General features: G+C 68.9%; 3 protein-coding genes. All 3 read right to left on the reverse strand.

Annotated features, from left to right (window positions below):
* Window positions 1-24: 24 nt before the first annotated feature.
* From BMY74_RS36280 to BMY74_RS36290, 3 genes are read right to left on the reverse strand one after another with little or no spacing between them, the layout of a single operon-like run.
* On the reverse strand, window positions 25-4530 hold the full coding sequence (locus tag BMY74_RS36280) for a ricin-type beta-trefoil lectin domain protein (protein ID WP_143091847.1): 4506 nt from the start codon (window positions 4528-4530) through the stop codon (window positions 25-27).
* Window positions 4527-5033, reverse strand: coding sequence for a hypothetical protein (locus tag BMY74_RS36285; protein ID WP_089923993.1), 507 nt, complete (start codon window positions 5031-5033; stop codon window positions 4527-4529). The genes BMY74_RS36280 and BMY74_RS36285 overlap by 4 nt, the downstream gene beginning before the upstream one ends.
* A 58-nt stretch (window positions 5034-5091) precedes the next feature.
* Window positions 5092-13908, reverse strand: coding sequence for an RHS repeat-associated core domain-containing protein (locus BMY74_RS36290; RefSeq protein ID WP_143091848.1), 8817 nt, complete (start codon window positions 13906-13908; stop codon window positions 5092-5094).
* Window positions 13909-14077 lie beyond the last annotated feature (169 nt).

Below are 14077 nucleotides of genomic sequence, written 5' to 3' on the forward strand. Positions count from 1 at the left end.
CCGCTGGTCACCGCTCGCGATGCGTCAGCTCGGGTTGACCGGCGTCGCCCACCGCTGGTTCGGACCGCCGTGGCAGTCACCGATGATGATCTGCGTCCCGTCATCCGGCAACGCACCGAAGACGTCGAGACACCTGTTCGACATCGGGTTCACGATCGTGCCATCGTGGCGCGCGGACCAGATCTGCCCGCCGTCACCCCGGCAGCCCGCCAGGACGGTCAGCGCCGCGTTGGCCGTGCTCTGGATGTCGAGGCACGAGCCCAGCGCCCTCAGGGTGCCGTCACCGGTGGACCACCAGTTGTGCGCGGACGAGCCCACACACGTGTGCAGGTTGACCTTGCCGCTGGTGGTGCCTCCGAACACGTCGACGCACTTCGTCGCGAGACCCACGACCTGGCCCACCGAGACGACCTGCGAGCTCAGCCGGAAGCTCTGCGCAGGGGTGCCGTTGCAGGTGGAGATCAGCAGCGGTGCGAACTCCCCGCCCGCCGACGCCAGGCAGCGGCCGGTCAACGGGTTGACCAGCGTGCCCTCCTGCTGGGCGAGCCACTGCTGGTGCTGCGAGCCGTTGCAGTCCGCGACGTTCACGGCGCTGCCCTCGCCCGGGGTGTTCGAGGCGATGTTGAGGCACTTGCCGGAGCCCCGCACGGTGCCGTCGCCGGTCATGACCCAGGACTGGTTCAGCCCGCCGTGGCACGGGTGGACACCGATCCTGTTCTGCGTCACGTCGGAGTTGAAGATGTCGATGCACTTGCCGACCGGCGCGACGATCTGACCGACCCTGCCGCCGTTGGCCTCGGGCACGACCCAGGTCTGGGACGCGTCACCGAGGTTGCAGGCACGCAGTTCGAGCCGGGCCAGATCGGTGTTGGACCGGGGCGTGAGGCACCGCCCGGACTGCCGGTGGACCAGCCGGTTGTCGCCCCGCAGCGTCCACTGCTGGAAGTCGTCACCCGCGCAGCCGCCGAGAACCGCCTCGGTGCCGTCGGTGGTGCCGGCCGCCCGCAGGCACCTGCCGCCCGCGAGGACCAGACCGCCGTGCATCGTCCACACCTGGGCGAAGCCGCCGTGGCAGGTGAACAGCTCGACGACCGACTGGTTGGGATCGGCGTTGAACATGTCGAGGCACCGGCCACCGGAGTTCTTCACCACACCCGACAGCACCGGCGTGTCCCGCTTGATCCGCACGTTGCGGAAGCGCACCGGGTCACCGGTGTTGTCGTTCTGCAGGCCGATGAACGTGTTCCTGCTCGCCGCCGTCGCGTCCGAGAAGCCGTGCTCGTTCACCAGGGTGTCGTTGAGGTACACCGTGACGGTGTTCCAGCGGAACACGAACTTGAAGGTGTTCCACTGGTTGACCGGCTTGACGGCCGTGGTCGTCAACGGCGGCTTGATCCCGACGACGCCACCGGTCTGCATCGTGCCCGTCGCGCCCGTGGGCCCGATGTTGATCTCGTACCCGCTCTGGCCGGGGGCCGCGGCGTTGGTGCCGGGGTTGGTGATGCCGACGAACACGCCGGAGTCGGAGTTGTTCGTGGTCGCCTTCCAGTCGACCTTCAGCGTGTAGTCGCTGTTGTAGGTGTGCGCCGTGTACCAGTTGACGTCGCTGGTGTTGGCGGTGACCGCCTCGCACCTGTCCGCCGTCATCTTGGTGCCGGTGGACCGCCAGCCCGCGAGGTCGGACTCGGACCGCCCGTCGAGGATGCTGGTGAAGCCCGGCTCGTCCGCCGCGGTGACGCAGGTGTCCGATGCCGGGCCGGTGACCTTCGCGCTGCCGACGAAGTAGCCGGTGACGTCGGCGCTGAGCTTCGTCTGCCCGCGTTCGTTGCGGACGCGGACCTCACCGCTGCTCCCGAGCGGCACGAGCGCGAGCCCGGAGGCGGGTTCCGCCTTGCGCGTGCTCACCTGGCTCGCCGGAAGCCAGCCGACCTCCTTCGACACCGCGCTGAGCTCGGTGCCGAGGTTGTCGTCGCGACCGGTCAGCACCATGGCCGCCGTCGTCGCCGAGTCCGGGATCCCCGCGGTGCCGGTCACCTGGAACGCGGCGCTCTGCCCGTGCCCGATCAACGCCTTGGGCACGCCGTTGCCGGTGGCCGTGTCCGCGACACGGCCGACATCGCCGAACGGAACGTACCGGGCGCCGGAGTCGCCGTCGGCGAACCAGCCGACGACGTCCAGCGCGGCGCCGGCGGTGTAGCCGCTGCTCGTGTTGGTGAGCCGGATCTTGCCGTCCGCGCCGATCGGGACGACGACGAGGTTGCTCCGCCGTTCACCGGGGCCGAGCACCAGCGACGTCGTCACCGGAACGGACGTCCCACCGGCGTGCACGACCAGGAACTGCACCTGCGTGGCCTCGAACCCGGTGAGGTTCACGACAACCGAGGTCGCGGTGGTCGGGACCTGGCCGACACCGCGGACCGGGACGTCCACGGTCTTCTCGGTGTCGTTGGCACCGATGAGGGGCGTCTTGCGGGTGCTTCCACCGGTCACGACCGGGAAGCCGCGCGTGTCGAGCACCCTGGCGGGCTCCTTCAGCGCCGTGAACGTGCTCACGCCGTTCGGGTGGAAGTAGCCGAGCCGTTCGACCACGACGACGACCGGGCCGTTGCCGCGGTTGCGCATTTTGATCGACCGGGCGCCGTCGAGCGGGGCGAAGAGCGTCATCGTCGTCCACGTCCACGAGTTCTCGCCGCGCCCGTAGATCGTGGGCACCTTGCCGCCGAGCACCGCCGGGTCGCCCTGCGCGATCTCGAGGCCGAACTCGCCGATGCTGTCCTGGTTCGCCCTCACCGACACCGTGATCGCGACCGCGGTCGACTCGCTCGGCAGCGAGGAGAACGGGATCGTCCTGGTCTCACCGGCCGCGAAGACCTGGCCGGCGACCGTGCGCGTCGGTACCGGGTCGGCCGTGTACTTGGAGCCTGCGGGGGCTGTGGGCACGTTGGTCGCCGCACCGACGTTGAGCACGCCGCTGCCCCACGTGTTCGGGTCGGCGTTGGCCGGGCGCACCGCCCTGCCCTGCAGGGCGGACTGGAGCTGCGTCGCGTCGAGCGCGGGGTTCGCGGACTTGAGCAGCGCCGCCGCGCCGGCGACGTGCGCGGTCGCCGCCGAGGTGCCCCGGAAGTCCGGGGCGGGCCACATCGACGTGCTCGTCCGGTCGAAGCCGATGATGTCGGGCTTGGTCCTGCCGTCGATCGTCGGGCCGCGGCCGCTGAAGTCCTCGACCTGGCCGCTGCCGGGCTGGGTGGCGCCGACCGCGAGCACGTGCGGGGACGTGGCCGGCTCGGTGATGCTGCCCGCCTCGGTCCAGTACTGGATCTGCTCCGGACCCGCCACGAACAGCTCGAACGGCGTGGTGAACCGGGCGTTGTTGTTCTTGACGTAGACGTAGAACGGCCGGCTCGACGCGGCGGTGTTGCTGATCTGCACCTCTTCGGTCGGTGAGAGCCCGCCCTGCGCGTCCTTCTGCGACCGCAGCGACACCTTCCTGGGTGCGGGTGCGTTGGGCGCGTCCGGCGCGATCATCTGGTCCATGACGTAGAGGTCGAGGTCCTCGTTCGTCGTCGGCCAGGCGTCCCAGCGGATGCTGATCGTCGCGGACTGGTTCGCGCTGAGGATGATCTGGTTGAACTGGGTGTCGTTGCGGAACTTGACCCACCTGGTGTCGCCGGTGACGACCGGCGTGCCCGCGAAGTGCGTGCGGGCCAGGTTGCCCGCGGCGACGTTCCACAGCACGCCCTTGGCGCGGCTGCGCTTGACCACGTCCGCGGGGCTGTCCTGCGGGCCGCTGCCGTCGCCGCGGCCACCGGACGGGCTGAGGAAGCCGACCGCCGAGGAGATGATCTTGACGCCCTGCTGGTCCATCCAGTCCGCCGCGGCGGAGAAGCTCACGCTGTCCTCGACGCACGCGAGGTAGAGCTCGGCACCGGGTGCCATGTCGTGCACGGTCTCGGCGACGTTCGTGCCGTGCACGGACTTCGTGGTCGCGTCGAGGCAGCCCGCGTCCCGGTAGGCCAGCTGCGGGCCGGTCGCCGGCAGCTCACCCGCCGCCTGGGACGCGGCCAGGTCGCCGAAACCGACGTCGATGATGCCGACCTTGACGCCGGCGCCCGTCTTGCCGGCGGAGATCCACTCGTTCGCGCGCGACGGCACCACACCCTCGGACGTGACACCCATCGGCACCGCCCGGTCGGGCAGCCGGACCTCGGTCACGCCGGCCTGGCTCGCCACGACGTCGAGCTTGTCCTGCGGCACGACCGCCTTGACCCGCCCCGCGTCGGCGTCGGCCACCACGCCGCCGGCCTTCGCGACGGCGGCCCGCAGCGACGACTCCTGCGCGCCCTCGACGTAGACGATCATGCGGCCCTGGGCGTCCTTGGCGACGTCCTGGCTCCCGACGACGTGCCTCGCAGAGTTGACGACGTCCGGTCTGGCGCCGTTGCCGGGGGCCGCCTGCACGGGCGAGACCGCCCCGGCGACTCCCAGCGTGAGGCACGCGGCCGCGACGGCCACGCGTCTGGTTCTTCTCATTCTCGGTTCCCCTCAGGTCCGGCCGTCTCCGGCCGGTTCGACCATGCCTCAGTCACTTTTCCGGGCTGCGCGTAGAACGTCAGCGGATCCTCTGGTTCGAATTCGAACAGTTCACTCCGAAGACTCCCCGAAAACAACTCGGCGAGGTAGTCCGAAGCAGTTCCCTCAAACTCTTCCCACCGGAGGAATTGCTCGTCGCAGGCGACGATCGTCCAATCATCCGGGCCGCCTCGGTCGGTGCGCCAGAACACCGTGCAGGCATCGCCCGCGTAGGCCCACGGGATCAAACCCCCGGACACGGGGAAGAGCGCGTGCGGCAGCGTCTCCCTGAGCCTCCCAACCTCCAGCGTGTCCTCGGACTCCATGACGTAGGAGCTGAAGGACGACTCGTTCTGCGCTGGCGCGAGCATGAAGACGTAGTGGTGGAAGACCCCGCTGCCGAATGTCGACGCGATCTCCTTGAAGTCACTCGGGAAAGCGAACCCGAGGCGCCCCTCGACCATCTCCCACGAAAGTGTGGTCAGATTCTGGGACGGTCTGCGGAACAGGGTTCGCAGCCTTTCAGCACTTGGGAGCATTGGGATTCTTCCCTGGAATGTTGTCGATAGTGGCGACACAATAGAAACCCTTGCTGCCGATGGCGACCAGGGTAGTGGACTGCGGAATCGCGTCCTCCGGATCGGCGTATTTCGCGGTCACATGCAGGTACACGTTCTCGCCTGCCAGAACTCGGTTCTTGATGGACCTCTCGATGCTCCTCTGGTGCGGAGAGTTCGGGTGCTGCCACTGAGGAACCAGGTTGTCCAGTTGGTTCGCTCCGCGCAGCTTGTCGCCGACCAGGTGACCGCTGTGCATCTTGTTGCCGTGCGCGTCCTCGTGGACCCATCCCGCCGGCTTCTTCGTCTTCAGCGACACTCGCTCGGCGGGAAGGGTTTCCAGACACACCGCACCGCCGGTCGCCCTCTTCGCGTCCTTCGGTTTGATCCCGTGGTAGGTCGGGCCCGTGAAGTCCTTGATGTCCTCCATCGGTGCGTAGATCGGCTGGTCGGCGAGCAGGCCGATGCTCTTGCAGAAGTCGCCGCTGGTGCGATTCGCCTGCGCGGCGTTCGCCGCCGCTTCCTCCCGGGTGATCCGTTTCGACCCCTCCATGTAGGAGTAGTTCTTGTCGAACAGTTCGTTGACCATCAGGGCGACGTCGTTGGTGGTGTACCTGACGTGGCTGCCGGCTGCCGACCGAGCCCACGGGTTGAGGGCGTTGACGATCCACGCGGGCGGAGGCGGAGGCAGAACGACCTGGTAGGGGTTCCCGATCCCCGTGGTGGAAGGCGGCACCGGCGAGTTCGGAGCCGGCGGTCTGGGCAACGTCACCCGTCCTGGGAAGAACGACGGCAGGTCGCACTCGGCCGCGCTGCGGCAGACGGACCGCTCCATTTCGTTGCCGCAATGGCGCCGCCTGCAGTTGCGCTGCTCCGGGCGCGACTGTGTGCTGACCGAAGGCCACGAGATGGACGGCGCCCGCGTGTTGGACGCGATGATGGCGGCGACACCCACGGCCGCGAAGGCGACGATCAGGCAGCCACCGACAGCGGCCGGTGCGGCTGGTCCCGCGAAGGCACCGAGGCCGCAGACCGCCGGGTTGTGACCGGTCGGGTCGGTGTGACCGACCGGGTCGTTGTTGCCGTAGGCGTAGCGGTTGCCGGCCGCGGACGGGCTCGGGTTCACCTCCAGCGGGTCACGGCTCTGGAACTGCCCGGTGCCGGGCGAGTACCAGCGCGCGGTCATGTTGACCGCGCCGGTGTCGGCGTCGGTCCAGTCACCCTGGTAGCCGATCGGCGAGACGTCACCGGAGGAGGAGACGGTCTTGCCGAACGGGTCGAGCGCGCGCTTGCCGTCGACGCTGCCGCCCAGGTACCGGCTGATCACGTCACCGTGCTGGTCCGCGAAGAGCATCCTGCCGGAGCCGGTCGCGGACCTGTCGGAGAACGGGGTTCCGTCGGGCAGGCGGCTGATCTGCCTGCTGCCGTCGGTGACGGCCTCGTTGCTCAGGCCCGCGTACTGGAACCGTGTGCCGTTGCGGTCGGCGACCCGGCCCACCGCGTCGTAGCTGTAACGAGCGGCACCGCTTGCGGTGAGCTGGTCGAACGCGTCGAACGCCGAGGTGTTCGTGGTGCCGTTCGTCGTGGTCGAGGCCAGCGTGCCGCGGGCGCTGTAGGTGTAGGTCGAACCGCCGCCCGACTTGAGCCGGTTGCGCTCGTCGTAGGTGAAGGTCTGGCCACCCGCGGACGTGCGGTTGCCCGCGTCGTCCCACCCGTAGGAGGTGACGGTGCCGGCGTTGTCCTTCCAGGTGCTCAGCCGGCCCGCGCCGTCGTAGGTGTAGGTGTTCGCGGCACCCGGCGCGGACTTCGACGTCATCTTGTCGTCGCGGTCGTAGCCGTAGTCGGTACCGGTGACGACGCGCGGCGGCAGGCCGACGTCGATCATCTGCTGGACCTGGTCTGTGCTCTTGCGGCCGAGCTCGTCGTAGCCGATGCGCCGGTTGATCCGGTTCGCCACGGTGCGGTCGCTGATCAGCGACACCCGGCCGGCCTCGTCGTAGCCGTAGTCGGCGGTGCGGCCGGTGACGGGGTCCACGACGCTGGTCATCCGGCCCGCGTTGTCGTACCCGAAGGTGGCGGTGCCGGTGACGTCGGTGCGCGTCGCGAGCGTACCGTCGCCGTTGTAGGTGTACGTCGCGGCACCCGCGGGGCCCGCTGACTCGAGGAGGTTGCCCCGGTCGTCGTAGCGGTAGGTGCTCACCCCACGAGGGCCGCTGACGCTGGTGGTCCGTCCGGCCTTGTCGTAGCCGACGGTTCGATCGGCGGTCGTTGTCTCGGCCCCGGTGCCGCGCTCGGTCGTGAGCCTGCCCTGCTCGTCGTACTCGCGGACGACCGTGACGCCACCCGGCTTGACGAGCTTCACCGCCTGGCCACCCCTGTCGTAGCTGGTCGTCCAGGTTCGGTCGGCCGTGTTGGGGTGGTCGGGCGTCGGCGGTTCGACGATCGACTCCGGCAGCCCCGTCGAGTTGTAGGTGTAGGTGGTCGCGCGGCTGTTGCCGTCGACGAACCGGCTGCGGTTGCCGAGCTTGTCGTAGCCGAACGACGTCGTGATCGACTTCGTCGCGTCGACCTTCTCCACCTGCTCGTCGAGTCTGTCGCGCTCGTCGTACTCGTACCTGGTGACGCGACCTTCCGGCGTCGTCACCGTCGCGACCTGGTCACTCGGGTGGTAGGTGGTCGCCCACTCCCGCTTCTTCACCCCACCCACGAGGTGCGCGGTCGCGGTCGGCCGGCCCAGCAGGTCGTAGGTCGTCGAGGAGACGACCTTCGCCGGGTCTGTCGTGGTGGTGACCCGTCCGGCGATGTCGTAGCCGTACTCCGTCGTCACACCCGTCGGGTCGGTCGTGCTGAGGACCTCGCCAGCCTTGTTGTAGGTGTGCTTCGTCGCGAAGCCCTGGGGTGTCTTCGATTCGAGGAGGTTGCCAGCGATGTCGTACGACATCTGCGAGGTGTAGAAGAGCATCGAGCCCGACGACGTGTCGGTCTCGGTCGTCGTCAGCTTCCGGCCGAGCTCGTCGTAGGTGTAGCGGATCTCGGCCTTCAGCGGATCGATCGACGTCAGCAGCTGACCGACTCGGTCGTAGCGTTGTTCCAGCGTGGTCGGGGTCGCGCCGACCTGCGGCAGAGTCGTCGTGCGGACGCGGCCGTACGGGTCGTGGGTGTTGGTGGTGACGCGGTCCAGGGCGTTGATCGTCTTGGTCACGTCGCCCGCGAAGTTGTACTCGGTGCGAGCGGTCGGTGTGACCGGCGTGCCTCCGGGCGCCGTGTAGGACGGGTACGCGACCTCGACCACCCGGCCCATCGAGTCGTACTTGGTCGTCGAGACTCCACCCGCAGCGTCACGTGCGTGCGTGACCTCACCGAAGGCGTTGCGTCCCAACGTCTCCGTCGCCGCGAAGTTCTGCGTCGCGGTGCCGGCGACCCACACCTCGGTGGGCGGGTTGACCGTGTTCACGAGCTCGCCAGCGGCGTTGTAGGTGAAGGACGTCGAGAGCTGACGGCGGTTGGTGAGCTTGACGACCAGTCCTCGCTCGTCGCGGTCGACCGATGTCGTCAGTGCCGCGCCGACGTTGAGGAACGCGTCCTCGCTCTTGAACTCGCCGGCCGTGTCGTAGGTGTTGACGGTCGTCTCTACGCGGTTCGGGTCTGCGGCACCGCGGCGTTCCGTCCTGGTCGGTAGCCCTGCCGCGTCCCGCTGGTAGGTGATGCTCCGGTTCAGCCCGTCAGGGTCGAAGGTGGCCTTCGTGAGGAAACCGGCCGCGTCGAACGTCTGCACGGTCTTGCGACCGCCCGTGACGACCTGTTCGACCAGGTTGCCGGCCGGGTCGTAGACACGGTCCTCCAAAACCGGGTCGCACGGACCGTTCGGCCGGACACAGCCCTGCAGCTGTGTGGACGCGAGCAGACCGTCGTCGTAGTAGGTGTACTTCCTGGTGCGGCCCATGGCGTCGGTCGTCGCGGAGAGCCGACCCACCGGATCGTAGGAGTTGAACTCGACCGCGAGACTGGTCGCCTGGGGGTTGAGCGGGTCGACGCCCACGCCACTCGTGCTGCGCGAGAGGATCCGGCCTTCCTCGTCGGAACGGGTGGTCCAGACGGTGCCCCGGACGTCGGTCGCGACCTCGGTCAGGGTGTCGTCGAGGTACTCGGTTCGCTCAACGCCTCCGTCGGGGAACTCGGTGCGGACCAGGCGGTCGTTGGCGTCGTAGAACTGCTTCGTGACGCGCGCGGCGTCACCGCCCTGCAGCACCGGCGTCAGGTCGGAGACCACGGCTTCGACGACGTTGCCGTTGCCGTCGTACTGGTTCGTGGTGACCTTGGTGTGCGTGATGCCGGTCAACGGGTTCACCACGGCCGGTTCGGTGACCTTGGCGATCTGCGACCGCGGCGTGTACTCGTAGGTCGTGGTGCCGAAGACCGCGCCGCCGGGGTTGGCGGTGGTGACGGTCTTCTGCCTCCCGATGGCGTCGTAGGTGAACCTCGTGTGCAGCTTCGACGGCGAGACCTGCGTGGCGAGATCACCGTTGGAGCGGTACGAGAACACCGTCTCGTCGCCGCGGCGGCCGACGGATTTCACGAGCAGCCCGGCCGGCACGAGGCCACCGCCCACCGCCTGCTCGTTCCCGGTGGAATAGGTGTTGGTCTCGACCGGGGCGACGGTGAACCCGTCCGGCAGCGGGTAGGTCGTCTTCAGCAGCCTGCCCACGCTGTCGTACTGGTAGGTCCGGCGGTAGCGGGTGTCGTTGGCGTCCGTCGATCGTCCATCCGAGATGGACTCGACCTTGTCACCCCTGGGGTCGAGCGCGTTGGTGCCCGTCACGTAGGTGAAGTAGGTCGTGTTGCACGAGCCGGCGGCGCGACAGGTCTTGTTGCTCAGCACGTTGCCGCGGTCGTCGGTGGTGAACTCCGACCGCTTGCCGTTCTCGTCGACCAGCGCGGACCGGAAGCCCGCCGTGTTGTACTCGAACGAGACCGTTCGTCCTCTGTGGACGCGAGACTGGAGGCGACCACCGTTGTCGATGTCCGACCGGTAGGTCCAGTCACCGTGGTTGGCGGGACCGCGCAGCACGGTCGTGCGCGTCGAGTCGAGCACCTGGGGGACGTCCATCGTCCAGGTGCGGCCGACGTGGTCGACCATCGTCTTGACGCGGTCGTTGACGTTGTCGTAGGTCAGCTTGACGAACTGGCGGGCGTCCTGGGGCAGCTTGACGGCGGTCAGCTCGTCGATCGCGGACCGCGCCCCGAAGTGCGCCGCCGCGGCGAGCGAGCCGAGCGGCCTCGTGTAGACGGCGACCTCGTCGATGGCGCCGGCGAAGAAGTGGTTGCCGCCGTTGGTGGCGGGCCAGTCCTTCGTGTGGCCGGCACCGAGGGTGTACTTGCCCTGCTTGCGGTGGTCGACGTAACCGTTGAGGTCGTCGCCGACCTTCACGCCGTCGAGGTACATCGTCTGCTTGTTGATCGCGGCCGACAGCACGACGTGGTGCCACTGGTCGTCGTTGACCGTGTTGCCGCTGACGATCTGTCGGGCACCGCCGTTGTCCCGCAGCGTGAATCCGCCGTACAGCAGGCCGTCGGTGCCGACGTAGAGCAGTGGCGTCGATTTGGTGGCGCCGGGGTCGGCCGGGGGGAACGCCTTGTCCGAGTAGCTGATCAGAGTGCCGTGCGAGGTGGTCTTGAACCACAGCTCGACCGAGGCCGACATCGTCGCGGTCGTCATGTCGTCGGGCAGCGTCGCGTAACTGCTGACACCGTCGAAGGTCGCGGCCTTGTCCGTCGTGCCACCGAGTGCGCCGTCGCCGCCGAGCACGACACCGGTCATCGCGGCCGAGTTCTGGCCGGGCCTGCGGGCCATGACGTTCGCGAACGCGGTGCCGGAGGTCTCGCCGAGCCGCCAGTAGGCCTTCGGGTTGTCGTCGACGACGGTGCTGCGGTAGTGGTTGCCCTGGGTGTGCTCGTAGTCGGTGCAGTTCGGCGCGGCGCCGGGCACGCAGGCCGAGGTCATCCGGTCACCGGTGTAGCTGTAGGTCCACTCCAGCTGCGCCCCGCCGGCCTCGGGCGCCTGGGTTGTCACCTTGGTGACGTGCGTGCCCTGCCAGGTGAGCGTGAGAGCGCGGTTGCTCGTGCTGCTCGTGATCGTGCTGGGACGGTCACCCGAGTTGTAGTCGAGCGTCTGGACCAGTCCGGCGGGGTCGGTGATCCTCGCGAGCCTGCCGAGGATGTCGAACTCCCACTTCGAGCCGGAGTTGTCGCGCAGGGTGTAGATGCCGGTCGCCGTCGAGAGGACGAGGTCGGTGCTGTCACCGAGCGGCGAGCTGAAGGTGTTGTCACCGCCCGGGTTCTTGCCGAACCGGACCTGCCTGCCCGTCGGGTACGTGACGACCACGTTCTCGGAGCCGTCGTCGTCCGCCTTGAGCCGCATGTCGAGCCGGGAGGCCCAGCCGACGCCGAACGCCGTGTCGCGCCGGGGGTCGAGGCTATTGTAGGTGCGGGTGATCGTGAGGTCGGGGCCGGCCGTGGCGACGGTCGCGTCGGTGACGACCGTGGAGTAGTTGCCGATCCCCGCGTCGAGTCCGGGTCCCTGGACGCTGTCCGGGCTGCCCGCGAGGTGTGAGGTGATCTGCGGCTGCGCCACGCGCGTGGTGATCGCGAGCGGGCCGACGCCCCGCGCTCCGACCCAGTCCGGAGTGGCGTCGACGGTGTCGTGGACCTTGACGCTCCAGTAGTAGGTCTTGTGCCAGCGCAACGCCGCCGGCGCCCACGACTGAGCCGTCCAGTCCGATTCCTGGCAGTCCGCGGTCAGCGCCGCGTCGGTGCAGATCCGGAACTTGTAGTTGAACCCCTTGCCCGGCCAGTTGTCGTCGTCCACCGGGTCCGCGTACAGCGTGGGGGTGTTCGTCTCGACGACCGCGCCGGTGCCGGGCTGCTGGTTGTTCGACATCGGCGGGACGTTGCTGACCTTGATGCTCGCGACTCCGAACGGAACCTCGTGCGCGTCGCGGAAGTTCGCGCCGCCCGGCGTGAACATGGTCAGCTCGAGCCGGTACTCGTCCGGGTTCAGCGGGCTGATCGGCACCTCGAACGTGCCGGTCTGCGTCGGCGCGATGGAGATCGCCGGCGCGAACGACTCGGTGCGGACGAACGCGTTGTCGGACGCGCGCCGGACGTTGAAGCCGAACTTGAAGCCGTTGCCCGGCGTCCAGGTCGACGAGCCGAGGTTGGTGACCTTGGCCTTGATCGAACCGGCGCGGTTGGCCGTCGGCAGCAGCACCTCGGCGACCTCGAACGACGCGCCCTCGTCGGAGTAGCGGACGTCGAGGTACGGGGTGTTGACCGCGGCGGCGTTGGCGGAGGCGAACCGGTGACCGGTGCCGTTGGCCTCGTTGCTGGCGCGCACGCTGATGCCGTTGGCGAGGGCGCGGTTGTGCGTCCAGCTGGTCATGACCTCGCGGTTGAGCGGGATGGCGGACCAGCGGTTGTTGGCGCACGAACCGAGAGATCCGGTGCCGAGCGCCTGCCCGACGGCGGCACCGGGCCAGCTGATGCCCGTCCCCGTCCAGGACTGGGTCACCTCGAACGCCGTGAAGGGGTACTGGGTGCAGGACGGGTCGGAGTTGTTCAGTGCCAGCGATGCGCCGACGACGTACTTGTTGGACAGCGCCGCGGGCAGCGGGAAGTGCAGGTACGCGCGGCCGATGCCACGCCCGTCGCCGACGGCCCCGGCGATCAGGTTGACCTCGGAGGAGTGGCCGCTGGGCGAGCCCGGCTGCACGTACGTGTCGTCGAGGCTGGTGTTGAAGGTGCCCACGGTGGGATCCACCGTGACCGGGAAGACGCGCTGCGAGTCGAAGAGCCATGCCTGGTCGAGGTCCATGCGCAGCGTCCAGGTGCGGTCGCCGGCCTTGTCCAGCGCGTAGCGGACGTCGCGGGAACGGACACCCGCCGCGTCGTCCATGAACCCGGCGGGCAGCATGGCGACGACGCGGTCGCCGTCCACGAGTTCGACATCACCCGCGCTCGTGAGCCTGGGCTGCAGGCGTTCGGTCGTGAGGGTGAACGAGAACGAGGTGGGTGCGCCGGCCGAGGCCAGCACGAGGTCTTCCTTCACGCCTGTGCGGGTCGCGGTCAGGCGCAGGTCGACCTCAGGCCGCACGGCGCGGTAGGTGACCTGGGCTCCGTCGACCTCGCCGCGCACTTCGGCGGCGTCACGCAGTCCGTAGGTGAGTCGGTGGTCGGGGCCGAACGCGAGGCGAACGAGGTCGCCGCGGGCGCTCGTGGTCGCGATGGTGGTGTCCGCGGGGCTGTTCTTCGGTTTGAGCCGGCCCTCCGACGGCACGAGCGCGAGATCGACCGGAAGGTAGGTGCCGTCGGACTGGCGGACGTTCACCTGCTCGTTGTGCACGCGGACGGTGTGGGTGCCATCGGGGTTGTCGAACGTCCGCGTCGTGTCGGTGCGGTCCTGCGGACGTTCGGTGGCGTTCGGGTCGATACCGTCGAGGGAGGCCGGCTGTTCGACCTTCGGGGTGACCTTCTGGCGTTCGGGCGAGGACCTGCTCACCTCGGGCAGAGGGACGGGCTGGTCGGCGACCGCGTTCGCGGGCCTCGGCTGGTCGCGCTTCGCGAGGGCGTTCCTGGCGCGGGTGGAGTCCGAGGTGGCTTCGTGGGTGGAGCCTTCGGCGGTACCGGTCTGCTGCTGGGGCGGAGTGGTCGACGCACCCAGGGGGAACGTGCCGGACAGTGACGGCGGTAACTCGGCTCCCGACACGACCGAGAGCACAAGGGCCACGACGAGCAGCAGGCAGATCTGTCTACGCGTGCGTCTGTGCGCAGCGCTGAACCACGCGTATCTCAACGCGTTCCCCCCAGTTTGCGGTTGTCACCCTCCCGAGGCGGGAGTGCGCGCGAAAGCTAACCGGGGCAGCTCACACTTCGCTCACGCATCGCTGACGTCGCCG

It is taken from the genome of Lentzea albida, from assembly GCF_900111005.1.
GTDB classification, from domain to species: domain Bacteria; phylum Actinomycetota; class Actinomycetes; order Mycobacteriales; family Pseudonocardiaceae; genus Lentzea; species Lentzea albida.